General features: G+C 42.2%; 16 protein-coding genes. 12 read left to right on the forward strand and 4 right to left on the reverse strand.

Annotation, left to right across the window (positions count from 1 at the left end):
* Positions 1–82 precede the first annotated feature (82 nt).
* From ACLOAU_RS01390 to ACLOAU_RS01410, 5 genes are all read left to right on the forward strand, one after another.
* The gene (locus ACLOAU_RS01390; protein WP_427860032.1) at positions 83–919 is read left to right on the forward strand and encodes a mechanosensitive ion channel family protein; all 837 of its coding nucleotides are present in this window, start codon (positions 83–85) and stop codon (positions 917–919) included.
* Between the two features lie 176 nt (positions 920–1,095).
* Complete coding sequence (locus ACLOAU_RS01395) at positions 1,096–1,479, forward strand: hypothetical protein (protein WP_427860033.1); 384 nt, start codon at positions 1,096–1,098, stop codon at positions 1,477–1,479.
* A gap of 108 nt (positions 1,480–1,587) precedes the next feature.
* Positions 1,588–5,937, forward strand: coding sequence for a CusA/CzcA family heavy metal efflux RND transporter (locus tag ACLOAU_RS01400; RefSeq protein ID WP_427860034.1), 4,350 nt, complete (start codon positions 1,588–1,590; stop codon positions 5,935–5,937).
* 48 nt (positions 5,938–5,985) lie between these two features.
* Positions 5,986–7,119, forward strand: a complete 1,134-nt coding sequence (locus ACLOAU_RS01405; RefSeq protein ID WP_427860035.1) for an efflux RND transporter periplasmic adaptor subunit — start codon at positions 5,986–5,988, stop codon at positions 7,117–7,119.
* A 152-nt stretch (positions 7,120–7,271) separates the two neighbouring features.
* Positions 7,272–8,855 (forward strand): Na+/H+ antiporter, encoded by a 1,584-nt coding sequence (locus tag ACLOAU_RS01410; RefSeq protein WP_427860036.1) that lies wholly within the window; start codon positions 7,272–7,274, stop codon positions 8,853–8,855.
* A 54-nt stretch (positions 8,856–8,909) separates the two neighbouring features.
* Here ACLOAU_RS01410 and ACLOAU_RS01415 read toward each other — a convergent pair whose 3' ends face one another.
* The 3 genes from ACLOAU_RS01415 to ACLOAU_RS01425 are packed head-to-tail and all read right to left on the reverse strand — an operon-like array spanning position 8,910 to position 12,241.
* On the reverse strand, positions 8,910–10,250 hold the full coding sequence (locus ACLOAU_RS01415) for an MATE family efflux transporter (RefSeq protein WP_427860037.1): 1,341 nt from the start codon (positions 10,248–10,250) through the stop codon (positions 8,910–8,912).
* Positions 10,251–10,305: 55 nt separating this feature from the next.
* Positions 10,306–11,052, reverse strand: coding sequence for a class I SAM-dependent methyltransferase (locus ACLOAU_RS01420; protein WP_427860038.1), 747 nt, complete (start codon positions 11,050–11,052; stop codon positions 10,306–10,308).
* A 4-nt stretch (positions 11,053–11,056) separates the two neighbouring features.
* A complete protein-coding gene (locus ACLOAU_RS01425; protein ID WP_427860039.1) occupies positions 11,057–12,241 on the reverse strand; it encodes a thiolase family protein in 1,185 nt (394 codons plus the stop codon).
* A 403-nt stretch (positions 12,242–12,644) separates the two neighbouring features.
* Between ACLOAU_RS01425 and ACLOAU_RS01430 the strand changes: the two genes are divergently transcribed.
* On the forward strand, positions 12,645–13,856 hold the full coding sequence (locus tag ACLOAU_RS01430; RefSeq protein WP_427860040.1) for an exo-beta-N-acetylmuramidase NamZ family protein: 1,212 nt from the start codon (positions 12,645–12,647) through the stop codon (positions 13,854–13,856).
* Between the two features lie 364 nt (positions 13,857–14,220).
* Here the strand turns inward: ACLOAU_RS01430 and ACLOAU_RS01435 are convergent, their stop codons facing one another.
* The gene (locus ACLOAU_RS01435) at positions 14,221–15,576 is read right to left on the reverse strand and encodes an MATE family efflux transporter (RefSeq protein WP_427860041.1); all 1,356 of its coding nucleotides are present in this window, start codon (positions 15,574–15,576) and stop codon (positions 14,221–14,223) included.
* A 111-nt stretch (positions 15,577–15,687) separates the two neighbouring features.
* Here ACLOAU_RS01435 and ACLOAU_RS01440 point away from each other — a divergent pair, with 111 nt between their 5' ends.
* The 6 genes from ACLOAU_RS01440 (at position 15,688) to rnr (ending at position 21,142) form a co-directional block, all read left to right on the forward strand.
* A complete protein-coding gene (locus tag ACLOAU_RS01440; RefSeq protein WP_427860042.1) occupies positions 15,688–16,509 on the forward strand; it encodes a DUF3822 family protein in 822 nt (273 codons plus the stop codon).
* The gene (locus tag ACLOAU_RS01445) at positions 16,485–17,030 is read left to right on the forward strand and encodes an RsmD family RNA methyltransferase (RefSeq protein WP_427860043.1); all 546 of its coding nucleotides are present in this window, start codon (positions 16,485–16,487) and stop codon (positions 17,028–17,030) included. The genes ACLOAU_RS01440 and ACLOAU_RS01445 overlap by 25 nt, the downstream gene beginning before the upstream one ends.
* A gap of 15 nt (positions 17,031–17,045) precedes the next feature.
* Complete coding sequence (locus ACLOAU_RS01450) at positions 17,046–17,312, forward strand: hypothetical protein (protein WP_427860044.1); 267 nt, start codon at positions 17,046–17,048, stop codon at positions 17,310–17,312.
* 147 nt (positions 17,313–17,459) lie between these two features.
* A complete protein-coding gene (locus ACLOAU_RS01455) occupies positions 17,460–18,059 on the forward strand; it encodes a 5-formyltetrahydrofolate cyclo-ligase (RefSeq protein WP_427860045.1) in 600 nt (199 codons plus the stop codon).
* On the forward strand, positions 18,049–19,122 hold the full coding sequence (gene lpxK / locus ACLOAU_RS01460) for a tetraacyldisaccharide 4'-kinase (protein WP_427860046.1): 1,074 nt from the start codon (positions 18,049–18,051) through the stop codon (positions 19,120–19,122). The genes ACLOAU_RS01455 and lpxK overlap by 11 nt, the downstream gene beginning before the upstream one ends.
* Positions 19,123–19,162: 40 nt before the next feature.
* Positions 19,163–21,142 (forward strand): ribonuclease R, encoded by a 1,980-nt coding sequence (gene rnr, locus ACLOAU_RS01465; RefSeq protein WP_427860047.1) that lies wholly within the window; start codon positions 19,163–19,165, stop codon positions 21,140–21,142.
* Positions 21,143–21,217 lie beyond the last annotated feature (75 nt).

A 21,217-nucleotide genomic window follows, 5' to 3' on the forward strand; every position in this document is an offset into this window, starting at 1 on the left:
GTGTTTGAATTGAACCAACTCGTCGAAAGTTGTGTAAGCGGGTGCATGAAGCTTTTTATTTTCACCCCCTAAACACAAACCAATGACCTTACTTCAAATTGACACAGTTACGAACCAGGCTTCTTATTTTGCGTTAAAGGCCAAAGAAATGGCTATTGAATATGCACCTAAGGTAGTGGGGGCGATATTGGTGTACATTATCGGATCCTGGATTATTAAAAAGATAGCCCAGTTACTAAACAAGCTTTTCATCAAGAGAAATTACGATCCCTCTCTCAGAACTTTCTTATCATCTTTAGTACGCGTAGCATTAACTATTTTGCTGATGTTATCTGTATTTGAGATGATCGGTGTAAAAATTACGGCGTTTGCTGCATTATTGGCTGGTGCCGGTTTAGCCATAGGTGCAGCATTGAATGGATCTTTGGGCAATTTTGCCGGTGGCGTGATGATGCTTTTATTCAAGCCTTTTAAAGTAGGAGATATGATCGAGGCACAGGGGCAAACAGGTATTGTACTGGAACAAGGCATTTTCAATACGATTATTCTTACAGCTGATAATAAAACCGTGATCCTTCCGAATGGTGCCCTTTCAACCGGCACTATTATTAACTATACTGCTCACGGAAACCTGAGAGTAGATCTCACCATGGCAATTGCTCCTGATATGGATATTGCCAAAGCAAGAGAGGTAGCTATTGCTGCCATGAAGGAGCATCCTAAGGTACTGGATACACCAACACCGGAAGTGAGTGTGCTGAAGGTGGGAGATGGAATGGTAACATTAGCCATCCGTCCTTATACCACCCAACCCGATTATTGGGACGTGTATTTCGGTGTTCAGGAACTGGTTAAAAATGCATGGGATGCTCATGGCGTTCAGGGACCAGTACCACACAGGGTATTAATACAGAAATAAAAGTACAGTTAAAATATTAATCTCCTAAAGCGGCGCTGTTAAAGTGTCGCTTTTTATTTATCGCAACTGCCAATTCTTATTCGTATTGTTGATGCGATAAAACGAATCAATAATATTTATTGATTAAAAAAATATTTTCACCCCGTTTTTATGCATAGTTCTTTACTTTCGCGGGCGTGAGATCTCTTGTGGCAATATTTTTCCTCTTACTCATCCTCATCGCCAATACTCTATTTGGTGAATTATTGAGGCTGCCCCGTTTGATTCACCATTACAACGAACATGTTATCTGGGATAACAATACTTCTTTTATAGATTTTATAGCAGTGCATTATGCTGCCGAAATTAATCATCCCGATGACGAACACGGCGACCATCAGCGTTTACCTTTAAAGGCTGTAGATTATTCTATATTACAGGTGGTTACGGTTGTGCCATCGGCTAACTTTTCTTTAAACAAGGTGGTCGTGGCTTACGTAGAACAGCAGAATGCGCTACAGCCCCGGCAATTTTATTCCTCGGCCTACCTCGATAGCATCTGGCAACCTCCCAGGGCTTAGTTAATCATTTCAATTATTGGGTTTATCGAAACAGCAATGTTTCGTGTGTTAAAGCGCATATAGCATTTTGATAATGGTATACGTGGCATAATGATTAACTAAATATGTATGCTTACAAAAATTATTGAGTTTTCCATAAAGAATAAGCTGATCATCGGGCTATTTATTATAGCACTCATAGGCTATGGAGCTTATGAAGTGAAAAGACTACCCATTGATGCAGTACCTGATATTACCAATAACCAGGTGCAGATTATTACGGTATCCCCTTCATTAGGAGCTACTGATATAGAAAGGTTGATTACGTTCCCTATTGAGCAGGTGAATAATAATATCCCCGGTCTGCAGGAGTTGCGAAGCTTTTCCCGTTTTGGGTTGTCGGTGGTTACGCTTGTATTTGATGATGATATAGATGTTTACTGGGCCCGGCAACAGATCAACGAGCGGCTGCAACAGGTACAGGACCAGATACCGAAGGGTTTTGGAGTGCCTGCGCTGGCACCGGTAACCACCGGGTTGGGGGAGATCTATCAATACGCGGTCAGGCCCAAAAAGGGATATGAAAAAAAATATGATGCTATGGAACTGCGCACTATACAGGACTGGATAGTGCGCAGACAGCTATTAGGTGTTCCTGGTGTAGCAGAAGTAAGCAGTTTTGGCGGATTGCTAAAACAATATGAAATAGCGGTTGATCCTGCAAGGCTGGTTGCTAATGGATTGACCATCGGCGATGTTTTTACTTCCCTGGAAAAGAATAACCAGAATATAGGTGGTTCTTATATTGAAAAGGGGCCCAGCGTTTTATTTATCCGCAGTGAAGGATTGGTAGGGAGTATGGAGGATATACAAAATATAGTTGTTAAAAACCTGGCAGACGGGGTACCGCTCCTGGTGCGGGATGTGGCGGAAGTAAAGCTGGGCAATGCTACCCGTTACGGCGCCATGACCTTTAACGGCGAAGCACAGGTTTCGGGTGCGATTGTGCTCATGCTAAAAGGAGCGAATAGTAACGAGGTGATCAAAAGTGTAAAGAAGAAAATTGACCAGATACAGAAAACTTTGCCCGAGGGAGTTGTTATTGATGCTTTTTTAGATCGTACTAAAATGGTCAACAATGCTATTGGTACGGTAAGTAAAAACCTGGTGGAAGGGGCATTGATTGTGGTATTGGTGCTGGTATTGTTTTTAGGAAATCTGCGTGCAGGCTTGCTGGTGGCATCTGTAATTCCGCTTTCAATGTTGTTCGCCATTATTATGATGAACCTGTTTGGGGTAAGTGGCAACCTGATGAGCCTGGGTGCGCTTGATTTCGGATTGATTGTAGATGGTGCGGTGATCATTGTAGAAGCAGTAATGCATCGGCTCACGCATAGTAAGCATTTTTCCAAGATCCACAAGCTATCGCAAACTCAAATGGATCAGGAGGTTCAATACTCTGCTTCGCGGATGATGAATAGCGCGGTTTTTGGCCAGATCATTATTTTGATGGTATACCTGCCCATATTTACATTACAGGGTATAGAAGGGAAAATGTTTAAGCCCATGGCGCAAACAGTAGCATTTGCCTTGGCCGGGGCATTTATGCTTTCACTTACCTACATACCGATGATGAGTACGCTGTTCCTGAGTAAAAAGATAGCACACAAAAAAAACTGGTCCGACCGGATGATGAACCGGCTGGAGCGTTTTTATCAACGCTATTTGCTAAAAGCCCTGCGTTTTCAAAAGCCGATCATTTTAACTGTATTAGCTCTTTTTACATTAGCTATAGTTTTGTTAACCCGGATGGGCGGTGAGTTTATTCCGTCGCTGCCGGAAGGTGATTATGCGGTAGAAACCAGGGTGTTACCGGGTAGCAATATTCATGTTTCTATAGAATCGGTTTCGAAAGCATCCCGTATTATCAGGGAAAGATTTCCGGAGGTAGAAAAAGTGGTGGTTAAAACCGGCACCAGTGAAGTGCCCGCAGAGCCGCTGCCTATCGATGTCTCGGATATGATCATTGTTTTGAAAGACCGGGATGAGTGGACCTCTGCCAAAACCTACGGGGAAATGGAGGCAAAAATGACGGAAGCGCTGAAAGAAATACCTGGGGTAACCTTCGGTTTTCAGTACCCCGTAGCGATGCGCTTTAATGAGCTGATCTCCGGAGCCCGGCAGGATGTGGTTTGTAAGATCTTTGGCGAAAACCTGGATACATTGGCGTATTACGCTGCTAAGCTCGGGCATGTAGCCAACACGGTTGATGGCAGCAGCGCTTTGTATGTAGAAGCGGTGACAGGAATGCCACAGATCCTGATTCAGTACAACCGGGCAGCCATAGCCCAGTATGGAATGAACATCAGCGATGTCAATAATGTGATCAACGCTGCTTTTGCAGGACAGAGCAGCGGTTTGGTATATGAAGGGGAGAAACGATTTGACCTGGTAGTACGTTTGGCTGGTGATAGCAGGAAGAGCCTGGCCGACGTGCAAAACCTGTTAATCGCAACCCCGCAGGGCATGCAGATACCTTTGCGAACACTGGCCGCTATCGATATTGTAGATGGTTATAACCAGATTCAACGGGAGAATTCTCAACGAAGGATTATAGTGGGTTTCAACGTGCGGGGCAGGGATATACAAAGTACCGTAGAAGAATTACAGCAAAAAGTAACACAAAAGGTAAAGCTACCAGCCGGTTACTATATAACTTATGGAGGCGCTTTTGAAAACCTGGAAGCCGCCAAGAAACGTTTATACGTAGCGGTACCCGTTTCACTACTATTGATTTTCCTGATGTTGTTCTTTGCATTCAGGTCAGTGAAACAGGGATTACTGATTTATACGGCCATCCCCCTTTCGGCTATTGGAGGCATCATTGCTTTAAGCATCCGGGGTATTCCCTTCAGCATCAGCGCGGGTGTGGGTTTCATCGCCTTGTTTGGTGTAGCGGTGTTAAATGGCATCGTGTTGGTAGCCGAGTTTAACCGGCTTAGAACAGAGGAGCGTATGAAAGATTTGACGCGCATTGTTATACAGGGTACCAAAATCCGGTTAAGGCCGGTATTGATGACAGCGTTTGTTGCCTCTTTAGGCTTTTTGCCTATGGCCATAAGTACCGGCGAGGGAGCTGAAGTGCAACGTCCGTTAGCCACCGTTGTTATTGGAGGTTTGTTGGTGGCCACCTTTCTTACCTTATTTGTTTTACCTATTTTATATATTATGTTTCAAAAGAAAACAGGCTCCGCTAAAAAGGTCATTACGGTCTCCATAATTCTGGTGGGACTGTTTAGTAGCCAGTCAACAGAGGCGCAAACAACTATTTCGCTGCAGGCAGCTATCGATACGGCTTTAGCCAATAATCTGAGTATAAAAAATCAAAGGCTGAAATCGGAATACCATAAAATATTGATCAGCTCCGGCAAACAAATAGCACTAACCAATATTGTAGCAGAGTATGGTCAAATGAACAGCATTTATGCGGATGCCAGGCTGGGCCTGAATCAAACGCTGAGTTTTCCGAAAGTGCATCGTTCTCAAAAGGAATTATTGACTGAAGAATGGGAGAGTAGTGTTTTGAACATCGGGGTAAATGAAGCATTATTAAAGAAACAGGTAACGCAGGCTTACGGTCAGTTGGTTTATCTCGAAGGCAAGAAAAGAATACTGGAAAGAACTGATACCTTGTTTTCATCATTTTTAACAAAAGCCAACCTGCGCTTTGATAAAGGGGCGTCTAATTTGCTGGAGAAAAAGACAGCAGAAAACCAGCGGGGACAAATGGCAATACAGTTGTCGCAATTGATGCAGGATCGAGCATTAGCACAAATCCGTTTTCGGCTCTTGCTTAATTCTACTACAATGTTTAACATCATTGAGGAGAATATTGTAGCAGCACCCGTTCCTCTGATAGATACGATTAGGTTACAGCAACATGCGGGCTTATTATACCTGGCCCAGCAACAGGAAACGGCCCGCGCGGTTACACAGGTTGAAAGAGCAAAGCTGATTCCAGACTTAATATTGGGCTATAATATTATGAGCATGAAGGGGAATGGTGCGGACAATAAAGAGTACAATAGCGTGCCCCGTTTTCAGTCGGTACAGGTAGGGCTGGGTATTCCTATTTTTAACACGGCACAAAAAGCAAGAATCCATGCGGCCAGGGTGAATGAACAGCTTACACAGCAGGAGTATGCCACCTCATTAAAGACTTTTGTGAGCGATTACCAGGCCGTCCTTGTTCAATATCAGAAATATATTAATGCCAAACAATACTTTGAAGCAACAGCTTTAAAAAATGCGGAAGCTATTACAGCAACAGCCAATCAGCAGTTTGCGAATGGCGATATCAATTACCTGGAATGGGTGATGCTGATCAACCAGGCCGTATTGGTTCAAAGCGAGTATGTGGAAGTTTTGTATAACCTGGCTAACGCGGTCGCGGATCTTAACTATTTCACCAGCAATTAGAATTAAGAAAAGATGCGCCTTACCGGGGCGACATTATAAAATTATACAATGAAGAAAATAACTTTAATCATTTTAACTGTTTTTATTCTTTTTTCCTGCAGCGAAAAAAAGAACGAACAACAGGAGCCTGTGTCTGCCAAACAGGATAACCTGGTTACACTCACCAATGCGCAATTAAAGAATGCGGGTATTGCTACAGGAAATCTGGAACCCAGGAATATCTCGTCTGTCCTTAGGGTAAATGGAAAGATAGATGTGCCGCCAGCCAACAGGATTTCTGTAAGTGTGCCGCTGGGTGGATATATTAAATCAACCAGCCTGTTGCCTGGCATGCCGGTGCGTAAGGGGCAGGTATTGGCAACCATCGAGGACCCGCAGTATATACAGTTGCAGCAGGACTATCTTACAGCAAAAGCCCAGCTTGCTATTAATGAAAGCGAATATAACCGGCAAAGAGATTTAAACCAAAGTAAGGCTGCAAGTGACAAGGTATATGAGCAGGCAAAAGCGGCCTATCAAACCCAAAATGTACTCGTGCACTCATTGGCTCAAAAACTAATATTGGCAGGTTTAAACCCCAACAGGATCGGTCCAGGTAATATCTCGCGGAGCATCCAGGTAACATCGCCTATTGATGGCTTTGTAGCTGCCGTGAATGTAAACATGGGTAAATATGTAAATCCTGCAGATGTGCTGTTTGAACTAGTGAATCCGAACGGTGTACATTTATCGCTTACGGTATTCGAGAAAGACGTGAACCAGCTTTCCATAGGACAAAAACTCGTAGCGTACTCCAATACTGATCCGGACAAAAAGTACTCCTGTACCATCATGTTGATTAACAGAAATCTTTCAGGAGAAAGGGCTGTAGAAGTACATTGCCATTTCGATCAGTATGATCAAAAACTTTTACCCGGCATGTTTATGAATGCAGAAATTGAAACAACTGCCCGCCAATCCAATGCATTACCCGAAGAGGCAGTTGTAAGATTTGATAATAAAGAATATGTATTTGCGGCAAAAGAGGAAAATAATTTTGAAATGCTCGAAGTGCAAACCGGTACCACCGAATCGGGTTATACGGCGATCATTTCTCCCGCAGACCTGGCTCAAAAGAAACTGGTGGTTAAAGGAGCTTACAGCCTTTTAATGGCGTTAAAAAACGTAAATGAAGAAGAATAAGGAATAGCGGTTGAACTAAAAGGCAGCAGTCATCATTAAGTAGATCGGTTTAATAAATTGGTGAACAAATGTTAGTATTATATGAAAAAATAATATACTTGCAGTTCAGTTAAACCTTCGTAATTAATTGCTATTAATAAATTTAGTGTAGAATGCATACCCTGTTGCCGTTTTTTTTAGCCATGGTAGCGGCTATTGTTTTGCTGCAAATGTTTGCCGTAAAGCTAAAAGTTGCGTATCCGATTTTACTGGTCGTGGCAGGACTTCTGGTTAGTTTCGTTCCTGGCTTGCCGGTAGTGAAGATTAACCCGGACTTGATCTTCTTTATTTTCCTGCCGCCTTTGTTATTTGAGGCGTCCTGGACGATATCATTTAAAGAGATGCGCAAGTGGTACCGAATCATTACCAGCTTCGCTTTCCTGGTGGTTTTTTTCACCGCATTGTCGGTAGCTGTTGTGGCCAACCATTTTATTCCAGGCTTTACTATAGCATTGGGCTTTTTATTAGGGGGCATTGTTTCGCCTCCTGATGCGGTAAGCACAGCAGCCATTACCAAATTTGTAAAAATACCAAGATCAACTTCAGCAGTATTGGAAGGCGAAAGTCTGCTGAATGACGCTTCATCTCTGATCATTTTTCGCTTTGCCCTGGTGGCTGTAGGCACGGGACAATTTATATGGCAGGATGCCGCTGTTAGTTTTCTATGGATGGTACTCGGTGGTGCTGGAATTGGCTTGCTATTAGCCTGGTTCTTTGTGCAGGCACATAAAAAATTGCCTACAGATGCCCCTTCTGATATTGCACTTACCTTGATTGAACCTTATTTCATGTACTGGATAGCGGAGCAATTACATAGCTCAGGCGTGTTAGCCGTAGTTGTAGGAGGACTTTATATGTCATCCAAACGCTTGATTTTTCTGAATAGCGCCAGTCGCATAAGAGGTTATAGTGTTTGGGAAAGCTTTGTTTTTATTTTGAATGGTATTGTTTTTTTGATCATAGGTTTGGAGCTGCCTGAGATTGTGCAGGGTATCCGGTCCAAAGGTATTCCGCTAAATAAGGCAATTGGATATGGCGTATTGGTAACGGTGGTGTTGATTGTAGCGCGAATGATCAGCAGCTATGCTGCATTGGTAGCCACGCTTATTTTCAGAAGACGGGCGATACCGCATGTAACCAACTGGAAAAGACGATATTTAATGCCATTGCTTCTGGGTTGGACGGGTATGCGTGGTGTAGTGTCTCTGGCTGCCGCATTATCGATACCTGTTACTTTAGACAATGGTTCCCTGTTCCCGCACAGAGACCTTATATTGTTTATCACTTTTGTGGCTATATTATTAACCCTGTTGGTACAGGGGCTTACATTGCCTTTCATTATAAAACGTACGCATTTATTTGACGGAATTTTCAACGAGGCAGAAGAGGAGGAAACCCGCAAAAAAATGAAACATGGCCTGAAGCAGCATGTATATGAAGTGCTAAAAAGTCGTTATGAAAATGACCTGAATGGCCATGCAGGAATAGAAAAGATTTTAAAGCAATGGGAAGAAAGAGCTAAAGCTGCAGATGATAGCTGGATGAATGAGAAGACTAAAATTATTTTTGTTGAACTGCTGGAAAGCCAAAGACGGTACCTCACCGAATTAAATAAAGACCCTTCCATTGATGAAGAGATCATTCGGCAGCAGCTGTACCAGATAGATCTTGAGGAAGAGCGGCTTAAAATTATTTAACAGGTTATTTTTAAATCAATCTCCCCCGTAGCAAGGGGAGATTGATTTTTAGATCTATGATAAATGCTGTCGTGTTTTCTTCAAAAAACGGATGGTGAGAAAAATAGCTGAAAAACTCAGGCCACTGATAAACCCAACCCAGACACCTTTTTCCGCCATCCCGAAATGAAAAGCCATCAGGTAGCCTAGAGGAATACCCAATACCCAATAAGCAATAAAAATGAAGAGGGTAGGAACATTCACGTCTTTAATACCTCTTAACAGTCCGGCACTGGTAGCCTGTATAGCATCGGGTATCTGGAAAGCAGCGGCAAACAATAATAGAGCAGCAGCAATGCTGATCACATTCTCCTCATGATTGAAAAGGAGCGGCAGTTGCTGTTTAAAAATTGCGAAAAGAATACAACAAACAGCGCCATAAATTAATGCCAGCACCACTGTACTTTTACCAATTACGGATATACGTTTCCAATTAGTAGTACCAAAAGCATGGCTAACCCTGATAGAACCTGCCTGCGATAATCCCAGCGATACCATAAAGGCAAAAGCTGCAGAGCTCAATGCAATTTGGTGTGCAGCTTGTTCCGCTGCACCTATAGTACCTACCAGGATACCCGATACGGCGAAAGCACCCGCTTCCATACCTATTTGTAAGCTACTGGGGATACCTATTTTCAAAAGCTGTACGAGCGTATCTTTTTTGATCTTCCATTGCGTTTTGGAAACGGCCATATATTTTTTAAACACCTTGTGATTAAGTATTACAATTCCCAGCAAAACAAAAATCGTAACACGGGTGATCAAAGTGGCATAACCGGCGCCAATCAGCTCCAGGCGGGGCAAGCCCCAATTGCCATAAATCAATAACCAGTTTAAAAATACGTTGAGCGGTATAGCTGCTATTGATAAAGCCATGGCTGTTTTGGTATATTGTAAACCATCGGCAAATTGCTTCAAGGTCATAAACAATACCATAGGTATAATGGAAAAGCTCATCAGTGTCATAAAAGGCATGGCCAGTTCTACAACTTCAGGATCCTGTTTGAGGTGCAATAATATATCGCGTCCAAAGAATAATCCCAGCGATATCAGCACGCCAAATACAGCGCAGAGCCAAAACCCGTTAAAGAAATAATGGGATACGAGTTGCTTGTCAAACTTACCATGAGCCAGTGATACCATCTGTGCTACAGAAATAGTAATGCCAATGCCAAAGATGAACGGTATGTTGATTACGTTTAATACCAATGCTGCTGCGGCGAGTTGCTTATAGCCGGTGTAGCCGATCATCGCGGTATCGATCAGGTGCAGGCTCATTTGAGCCAGTTCACCAAAAATAATAGGAAGAGCCAGTTTTAAAGTGTTCCTGGCTTCAGTTTTATAAGAGAGGTACATGAGAACTATATGTTAGTAATGTAAGTAAATGATAGTAGTATCGTTATTGTTGTTATCATGTGTAATACATGATGGTGTCGTATTGAAATGAAACCTGCCCGTTTTCCTGGTATCGGTGATAAAGATCATGCATTTCGCTTAGCACCTCATCGTGCAATAAACCTTGTTTGGGCATAAACGATGACGATAGTGTTCTGCCTTTAAAACTTTCCCAATCCAGAGATTGGCTGTTAGCCAGAACCTGCGTTTTCATTTTACGGGGATGAAGAAAATTATTTATTAAATCAATATCAAATTTCCGATGTTTTGAAGCCTCATACTCAGGAATCCGGCGATGCAGTATTTCTTCATAGCCGGCAGTAAATGGCGCATCATCTTTTCGTACGTTCCATATCAGCAGGATATGACCATCTGGCCTAAGGATGCGCATAAATTCCTTTTTCGTTTCTATCGGGTCAAACCAATGGAAAGCGGTTCCGGCTACAATTAGGTCAATAGCCTGATCTGGCAGATGAGTTACTTCTGCTGAGCCATCAATAATTTTTAGACGGCCCTCCGAGCCATAGAGGTCGCTACAGGCCTGGCGCATGGCTTCATTCGGCTCAACGGCATAAGTCAAATTCCCGTTATCCAGAAATAGCTCTGTAAGAAATCCGGTGCCAGCGCCTATATCGGCTACTATATCATGTGAGCTAAGATGAATGTCTCTTTTTAATATATCAATAACACCCTTAGGATATTTCGGACGGTATTTAATGTAGTCTGCAACGCGGTTGGAGAAGCGTTGTTTCGGATCTGTCATACAATTATAGTTTTTCAATCACCATGGCGCTGGCGCCACCACCGCCATTACAAATGCCTGCCGCTCCATATTTCGCCTGGTGTTGCTTCAATACGTTGATCAGCGTTACAATGATCCTGGCTCCGCTGGCTCCCAGGGGATGGCCCAGTGAAACAGCGCCGCCATTGACGTTTACTTTGGCCGGATCCAGTGTAAGCCTCCTCGTATTTTCTATGCCTACAACACTAAAAGCTTCATTAAGTTCCCAAAAACTGATCTCTTCTTTTGTAAGTCCGGCTTTGGCAAGTGCTTTGGGTAAAGCCAGTGATGGGGTTGTAGTGAACCATTCGGGAGCTTGTTCTGCATCAGCATAAGACAAAATTTTAGCAATAGGTTTTAATCCCAACGCTTCACACTTTTCTTTGCTGATTAAAACCACTGCTGCGGCACCGTCGTTCATGGTACTGGCGTTGGCGGCAGTAACAGTGCCCTCTTTTTTAAAGGCCGGGTTTAATGTTGGTATCTTATCAAATTTTACATTAAACGGCTCTTCATCTTTTTCGAAAATTACCGGATCACCCTTTCGTTGCGGAATGGCTACAGGGGTTATTTCCTCTGAAAAACGCCCCTCTGCCCAGGCTGCCTGGCTTCTTTGATAGCTTTCAATGGCGAATGCGTCCTGTTCTTCTCTGCTGATATTACATTCGCTGGCGCATAACTCTGCCGCCATGCCCATAGCATTCCCGTCATATACATCTGTTAATCCATCTTTCGCCAGGCCGTCTATAAGATTGGTATTGCCATATTTATTACCCCATCTTAAATTGGGTACGTAAAACGGTACATTGCTCATGCTTTCCATGCCCCCGGCTACAACAATATCTGCATCGCCTAACAAGATACTTTGTGCGCCCTGCGCAATAGCCTTCATGCCGCTGGCACAAACTTTATTAATGGTAGTACAATTGACTTCATTGGGCAGGCCCGCAAACTTAGCAGCCTGTCTTGCAGGCGCCTGACCCAGGTTGGCTTGTAAAACACAGCCCATTAATACATCCTGCACCTGTTGGCCTTCAATACCCGCTTTTTCAAGGGCTGCCTTGATGGCTATAGCGCCTAATTGAGTTGCGGTAAGATCTTTTAAACTGCCACCAAAGCTTCCCATGGGTGTACGTACGGCAGAAAGAATATAAACTTCTTTGTTATTCATATAGCTGAGTTTAATTGCAAAGGTAGTTTTCTTTTTAAAATAGCGTTGTTGTCAAATGATTATTAACTTAAAAACTAATAGATGCGAGACTTTATTAGTTTTTCGTCGTGTCATAGCGTCCCGGGGTTAAGTCTTCCATCCATAATTTAAAATCTGATTACAACAACCAGGCTATAACATTTTAAAGAAGCATTGATATTTTTCCGCTAGGAACAAGCGCACACAAAGTTATCGCGCAAAGATCAGAGCAACCCTCAGCGTAAGCGCTGCGTCTCCCTTCTTTGTGGTCGGATAAAATGTTATCCACCCACGCGCCCCGGACAAAAAAAACATGTAAGTTTGAAAAGATTTGCCAAACCGTTCAGAAAGGCGATGCCTGATAAAGAAACTAAAAACCACAAGGATGAAAATAAATCTTGCTTTGTTGCTGATGTTGTCTGTTGCTGTATCAGCTTTCAACAGGAACAATGATGTTAAAGAACCCGTAAAACAAATTATAACCGGGGCCGATCAAACTCAGTTATATGTACCTTATCTGAAAGGAAAAAGAGTGGCAATAATGGCTAATCCAACCACCATTATAGGGAAGAAACATCTGGTAGATAGTTTAAAAAGCCTGGGAATTAACATTGTAAAAGTTTTTGGGCCAGAGCATGGTTTCAGAGGCAATGCAAGTGCTGGTGTAAAGATAAAAGACGAGACAGATGCTGCTACAGGTATCCGTATTATTTCACTCTACGGCCCCAAAAATAAACCTTCTAAACAGGATATGGCCGATGTGGATGTTTTGCTATATGATCTACAGGATGTGGGTGTGCGTTTCTATACGAACATCAATGCCTTATCCAGGCTGATGGAAGCCTGTGCTGAAAGTGATAAAGAAATGCTGATCCTGGATCGCCCTAACCCTAATGGTTATCTTATTGATGGTCCTGTACTGGACATGAAATATAAATCCGGAATCGGGATGTTTCCCATACCTATGTCGCATGGATTAACCGTAGCCGAATTTGCACAAATGGCGAACGGGGAAGGCTGGCTGACCAATAAGGTAAAATGCAAACTGAAAATCATTAAAGTGGCTAATTACGATCATAGCATGCCTTACACTTTACCGGTAAAACCGTCTCCCAATCTAAACACACAGCAGGCAATTTTATTATATCCCTCAACCTGTATGTTCGAAGGCGTTTATATTAATCATGGTCGTGGCACACAATACCCCTTTACTGTTTTAGGCAGCCCCGAATTAAAAGGTAAGTACTCTTTTTCTTTTACACCTATATCTATTAAGGGAATGGCCGAAACACCCATTTTTATGAACGAGGTTTGTTATGGACTTGATCTGCGTAATTATGATACAGAGAAATTACGGAAAAGTGGAAAGATCAACATTCAATGGATCATGGAATTATATAAGGCGCACCCTCATAAAGAAAAGTTTTTCGAATCCAAGTTCAGTAATCAAATGAACAATATCGAAATCCAGATCGGAAACGGCATTTTTAGAAAGCAGATTATCGATGGTGTATCTGAAGAAGAGATCCGTAAAAGCTGGGAACCAGGTTTGAGCCAGTATAAGGAGATGCGGAAGAAGTATTTGTTGTATCCTTAGTTTAGTTGATAAGTTGAAAAGTTGAAAGGTTGACGAGGTGTAAACCCTTCTATCACTGTTAACCAATTAACTTATCAACCAGTTAACCAGTCAACTTTTCTCAACAATTAAACCTTCCCCTTGATCAATTCGATCCTTTCCTGGAACTTCCAGGTAAGATAATCGGCATACGAATAAGTTTTGTTTAAATCCAAACTGGAAAAGTCAGTCATCGGTACAGCTTTTATACAAAGATACTGAATGTAATAGTTGGTGTCGGGGAGGTGAAAAATTGAAAAGTTGATTGGTTAATCAGGCGACCCTAGTCAACATTTCAACCAGTAAACTAGTCAACCTTTCAACCAGTCAACCAGCCAACTTCACCCTACCTCCACACTTCTTTCCCCTTCCACTTACCGCTGCGCATATACCACCACGCAAAAATAAAAGTGATAAACCAGTAAAGGAACTCGCTGGCCCATGCGTAAACCAGTGATAATCGTAGTTTTTCTACAATGATAAATACATAAACGGTATAGGCAACTATTGAGGCTATTTCTATTCTTAAATTCACTTTGGTATTACCGGTTCCCGTGATGCTGTTGAGCCATACAACGGCTACAGACATCATGATCAGGCATATGGAAATGGTACGCACCACCGGGATCGCGTCTGTAATAAAACCTGGTTCAGCACCATAAATACTTAAAAGGGTGGCCGGAAACAGGTTCAGCGTGATACATAATATGACAATCGTAAAAAAACTCAGTCTTGCAATTTTTCGAACCAGTCCCATCACCTCATCCTGGCGTTGCTGTCCAATAATATTGCTCACCATCATATTGGTGGTATTGGCATAAGACCAGGTAAAAATGCCAAACACCGCAAAAATATTTCGCATGGTGTTGCTGATGGCGAGTTCCCGCTCTCCGTGGTGTTCTATCAGCACATAAAACAACAACCAGGCGCTCACGCTTAATACAAACTGCATCACCAGTGGTAAAGACTGATTGAAAATAATTTTGATCGTCTGGGTATCCGGCCTTTTATCCTGGAATAACGAAAAACGTTGAACAAAGCCTTTCTTGAAAATGATGAGGAACACAATAAGGGCGCCGGTTATTTCAGCCCAAACGGATGCATACGCCGCACCATTAAATCCCATTGCCGGAAATCCCAGTTTTCCAAATATTAAAGTATAGTCGAGAAATACGTTCACCAGTGCCTCAGCTATAAAACCATATTTGAGATACTTGCTGTTATTGGTGCCCACCAAAAGCGCATTTCCCATTTGAAAAATGTACAGGAAGGGAAGGCCCCAGGCGCGGATCTTCAAAAATGAAACGGCTTCTTCCAATACGGCACCGCTTTTTAACACAGACGACAGAAATAAATCGACCATCAGGTAATTAAGACTAACGATCACAAAAGAAAATGCAAGCGCAATATAAATTGACTGTAAAAACAGCCTTCCTATTTCAAGGGGCTTATTTTCACCCGCGCGTCTTGATATTAATGCCTGTAAGCCGCTATTTAATCCATTACCTACCAGTGCGAATATTAAATAATACACACCCGTAATGCCTGCGGTACCCAGTTCAGTTTCGCCTAAATGACTCAGGAATACCGTGTTGGCAATAAAGTTTAATTGCGGTACCATCATGGCCAATGCAATCGGTGTAGCAATTTTAATGATCTGCCGGTTGCTGATATTTACCCGTAAGCTTTCGAGTTGAGCCATAGATACTAAAATAAAAAGACATCAAATTTCGTAAATCCGCTATCAATATTCGTCTTTAATATTCAATTTTAAATAGGATATTTGCCCGGTTAACATTAAATAAGTCACATTTTGCAGGAGCAGTTTAGTTTTTCGACAGAAGAAGAGATATACCCAGAAGATAATTGCCTGGCTATGCAGGTAAGTAATCAGCATTTTTGTTTTTGTATCTATCATCCTGACGATCAGAAAGTCCTGGAGCTTAAAAGGTATGTGTTCGGTACTGTAAATGAAAAGCAATTGCAGGAAATTGTTAATAAGAATCCGCGCCTGCAGGGAAGTTTTTACAAAATTATCACCGGGCTTGATTTCGGCTTTAATTCTCTTCTTCCTGCTACATTAAACAATAGCGACGCAGCACCTTTAATGTATCTGGAACAGGCAGACCAGCAGGATCATGTCATCACCGAAGTAATTGAAGAAAGACAAATTGCGAATATGTACACAGTTGCTCCCGGAATATTAACCTGGCTGGTACATAATTTTCCTTCTTCGGCTTATTTACATGCGCATACAGTGCAGATTAAATCGGTTAAAGGTGCTTACGAACATGGAGTGCTTAAAGTAAATATTGCTGAAAAGACTTTTACGGTACAGGCTTTTAAAAACGAGAGCCTGCTGTTAAGCAAAACTTATGCTTATCATGCTACAGCAGATGTGGCCTTCTATCTGTTGAAGATCTGCGAAGTCTTTTCGTTTAACCAGGAGCAGGTTGCATTGCAGCTTTCAGGTTTGATAGACACTCAGTCAAAATTGTACCAGGAATTATATGATTATTTCCTTCATATAACATTAATGCCTGCCAACTGGATAGATACTATTACAGATTTGCCGGCTCATTATTTCACTTCTCTCAACGAATTGATCGGATGCGAATTATTTCAGGAAGCTTAGGTGGTCGCAGGATCCATCCGCCTACCAAAATGCCTTATACACGTCCTACCACAGATGTGGCTAAAGAGGGTTTATTCAATACTTTACAAAACAGGATGGACTTTGAAGGAATCAAAACATTGGATATTTTCGGGGGCACCGGCAGTATCAGTTATGAACTGGCCAGCCGGGGTGCAGGCGATTTAACGATTGTTGAAAAGGATAACCAAATGTTTGATTTTATAAGGAAGACCGCGGCTGCCTTGAAAATTGAAAATATGAAGTTTGTAAAAATGGATGTATTTAAATTTTTACAGGGTCATAGCCAGCAGTATGATTTTATTTTTGCCGGGCCTCCATACGCTTTAACAGAGATCGATGAGCTGCCCCGCATCATCGTGGCCCAAAATATGATTGCGCCTGATGGGATATTTGTATTAGAGCACACACCGCGTAATGATTACAAAACTTTTGAAAAATATAGTTTTGAGAAGAATTATGGCACAACGATTTTCTCAGTATTTACAAACGAAGCCGAATAGTTTTATAATTAATTATTGGAGTCTCTGATTTCGTATATTATTGAAAAGGCCGATGGGCTAAATTTACGATACGAAGTAAATCGTTTTCCTTCCGGAGCGGCTATGATTGATATTTGGGTGAAGCATACTTTTTGTGTAATACAGTTATACCAGGATGAAATAGGTATGAGTTTGTTTGAGAAAGGTGACGTTATTCCCTTTGATTCAAGACCAGATCGTTCATTTAAAAATGAAAAGGTATTCAAGGACGAATTTGAAAAGATGCTTTCAATCCGGCAATGATCGTTGATTGTTCATATATAGTCCCGGAGGGACAATATATTGGTAGGGAAATGATAGGAGGGACATTGAGTTCCGTAGGAACGACACCTTTTATTGCTCTAAGAAATACAATGTTAGAAACCTAGAGGTTGTTGGCTATCCGGTACAATGAATCTTAAACCTGAAACTTTAAATCCCATGCTAAAATCTGAAGCACGCAAAGTATTTTCCGCCAAAAGAAAGACCACCACCGCTCAGCAACGATTGAAGTGGGACGATTTGATTCTAATACAATTTCAAAGCCTGCCACTGCCGGATATCGATATGTTGTTTACTTATGCAGCAATGGAAACCGAAGTCAATACCGATCCGATTGTAGATTATCTCCATTTCAGGAACCCTGCTATACAGGTAGCTTACCCGGTTTGTGAATTTGAAAATTACACCATGCAGGCTGTGCTGGCTACACCCGACACCCCGTTTATTAAAAACCAATACGGCACGCCCGAGCCGGAAACCGAAGGGGCTTCCATTATACCACCCGAAGCCATCGACCTGGTGATTTTACCCCTGTTATGTTTCGATAAGCTGGGGTATAGGGTAGGATATGGCAAGGGTTTTTATGATAAGTTTTTAGAGCAGGTTAGCGATAATGTGATTAAAGTTGGATTAAGCTATTATGAACCAATAGATAAAATACAGGACCTCAACGAATTTGATGTACCTTTAGACTATTGTATCACACCCGAAAGGATGTATGAATTTTAGCAAACTTATCCGTCAACGAAATATTTTACTGGTTCCCTTCTCCTGGTTGTATAAGGCCAGCGCTTTTGTTTTTCATAAATTATATGACTGGAAGCTTATCGGTTCTTATCAACCTGCGGTAGCCACCATCTGTGTTGGTAACCTGTCGGTGGGTGGTACGGGTAAATCTCCCATGGTGGAATATCTGTTAAGGTTATTAGAGAATAAAACGCCTGTAGCCGTCATCAGCCGGGGCTATCGCAGAAAAACAAAAGGGTTTGTACTGGCAAACGGGTCAACTACAGCAGCGGATATTGGCGATGAGCCTATGCAGTTCCATCAAAAATTCCCGGGTGCAACTATTGCGGTAGGAGAGGAACGTGCAAAAGCAATAGAAGCATTGATTAAACAAAAACCCAAAACAGGTGTTATTATACTCGATGACGCTTTTCAACACCGTGCTGTAACACCGGGTTTTAATATACTGCTAACAGAATACAACAACCTGTTTACAAAAGATGGCTACCTTCCGGCAGGTAGTTTAAGGGATTTGAAATCGAACTACAAAAGAGCGGATATCATTGTAGTAACCAAGTGTAATTCCAACCTTGAATATATGCGGAAGGAGCAGATTGTTAAAGAAATCAGGCCATTTCCTCATCAGCAGGTTTTCTTTACCTCAATAGCGTACGGTTTGCCTTACCATATATTTTCAAGTAAAACGATCAACTGGGATGATATTTCCGCTGCGGTATTGGTAACAGGGATAGCAAATCCACAACCGCTCCTGGACTATCTGCAATTAAAGCCATTCGAATGGTCTCACATAGCTTATGCAGACCATCATCACTTTTCAGATGAGGACATTGAAAAGATTTTAACAGCATATAATGCTATTAAACAAACAAATAAAATTATATTGACTACAGAAAAAGATGCAGTAAGACTTGCAGACTTCAAAGAACTGCAAGAGCTGCCGGTGGTGGCTTTGCCGGTGCAGCATCAGTTTCTGTTTAACGAAGGAAGCATTTTCGATCAAAAAATAATTGGTTTTTTGGAACCAAAATTGAAGATGTTATCATAAGAAGATCAATGATTTGATCATTACATTTAAACCATAGATAATGAGTAAAAGCAATAAACCTAAGAAGAAGGCAGGACAACAAAAACAAAACAAACGTACTAAGCGTGAGTCGGATGCCGGCACCCTAAAAGGGCGTCTGGATGTAACCCGCTCGGGCCGTGGTTTTGTAATTGTGGAGGGACTGGAAGAAGATATTATGATTGCTCCGGATGGCCTTAAAGATGCTATGGATGGTGACACGGTTCGTGTAAAGCTATCCGGCGGATCTGAAGGCCGGCCCAAAGGAAAGGTTACCGAAGTAGTACAAAGGAAAAGAACGGAGTTTATAGGCAAAGTACAGATGAATAAAGGCTTTGCGTTTATATTAGGCGACAAGGATAAAAATATCCCCGATCTGTATGTAGCCGAAGAAAACCTGAATGGTGTAAAGAACGGGGAAACCGTAGTGGCTCGAATACTGGACTGGGGCAGCGAAGGTAAAAAACCTTCAGCAACGGTGGTGTCAGTATTAAGCGGAGACGATGCAGCAGATGAGGCAATGAGAGCTATATTATTGGACAATGGCTTTGCACTGAACTTCTCAGACGAAGCACAGGAAATAGCCGCACGCATACCGGAAGTGATCACTAAAGAGGATATCAGTAAACGGAAGGATGTTCGGGGTGTGCTGACCTTTACCATAGACCCTGCAGATGCGAAAGATTTTGATGATGCGATATCTTATCGGAAGTTGAAGAATGGCAACCACGAGATTGGCGTACATATCGCCGATGTGAGCCATTATGTTACGCCCGGCAATGCTTTGGATGACGAAGCTTACCAAAAAGCCACTTCAGTATACCTGCCGGATCGGGTAAATCCGATGTTACCGGAGCATATTTCCAATGTATTATGCTCTTTAAGACCCAACGAAGATAAACTGACTTTTTCAGCTATATTCCAGATAACCGATAAAGCGGAAGTAAAGCAATACTGGCTGGGTAAAACCGTCATTCATTCAGACAGGAGGTATACCTACGAAGAAGCCCAGCAGATCATTGAAAGCGGGGAAGGAGATCATGCGGATGTAATACTGACTGTAAATAACATCTCTCAAACCCTGCGTAAATACCGTTTTGACGAAGGTGCCATCAACTTCAATTCTACTGAAGTAAGATTTAAGCTGGATGAAAAAGGCAATCCAACGGGCATTGTTTTAAAAGAAAGTAAGGAAGCGCATCAGCTGATCGAAGAACTGATGTTGCTGGCAAACCGCTATGTAGCGAAGCATGTTTCTAAAATAAAGATTAATAATAAGGCAATACCTTTTCCATATCGTATTCACGATACGCCTGATGAGGAAAAATTGCTGCCATTTATTGCATTTGCCAATAAGTTTGGCTATAAGTTCGATATATCCAGTGCGGAAGCGATTGCCGCATCCTTTAATAAATTGCTGAAAGACATAAAAGGTCGCCCTGAGGAAGCTGTATTGCAACAATTAGGCATCCGTACCATGGCAAAGGCAAAATATACCGAGAGTAATGTAGGCCATTACGGATTGGGTTTTGAGTATTATTGTCATTTTACTTCGCCCATACGTCGTTACCCTGATGTAATGGTGCACCGTATTTTACAGGATGTGTTGGAAGATAGTGTGAAGATCGACAAGCGGATGGAAGAAAAATGTAAGCACTGTAGTGAGCGGGAACGCGCGGCAATGGATAGTGAACGATCTGGCAATAAGTACAAGCAGGTACAGTTCATGGGTAATTATGTGGGAGAAGAGTTTGACGCCATTGTTAGCGGAGTCTCTAAGTTTGGCTTCTGGGCCGAAACAGTCGACCACATGTGTGAGGGCCTGGTTTCAATAACAAGTCTGGCCGAGCACGATAGCTTCCGTCACTCGGAAAGCGATTATGCGCTGGTAGGGCACCGCACCGGCAAGAAATTTACGATGGGTGATAAAGTGCGCATTAAAGTCATTGCAGCTAACCTTGAAAAGAGGCAGTTGGACTACGAATGGGTGAACGAAAAATAATTTTTAAAAAGAGTTTATTTTCTGTCCAGATCGCTGGAGGCTGATTGTTATTCTATTTTATAACAATTAAAATTC

The organism is Paraniabella aurantiaca, assembly GCF_050309965.1.
Taxonomy (GTDB): domain Bacteria; phylum Bacteroidota; class Bacteroidia; order Chitinophagales; family Chitinophagaceae; genus Niabella.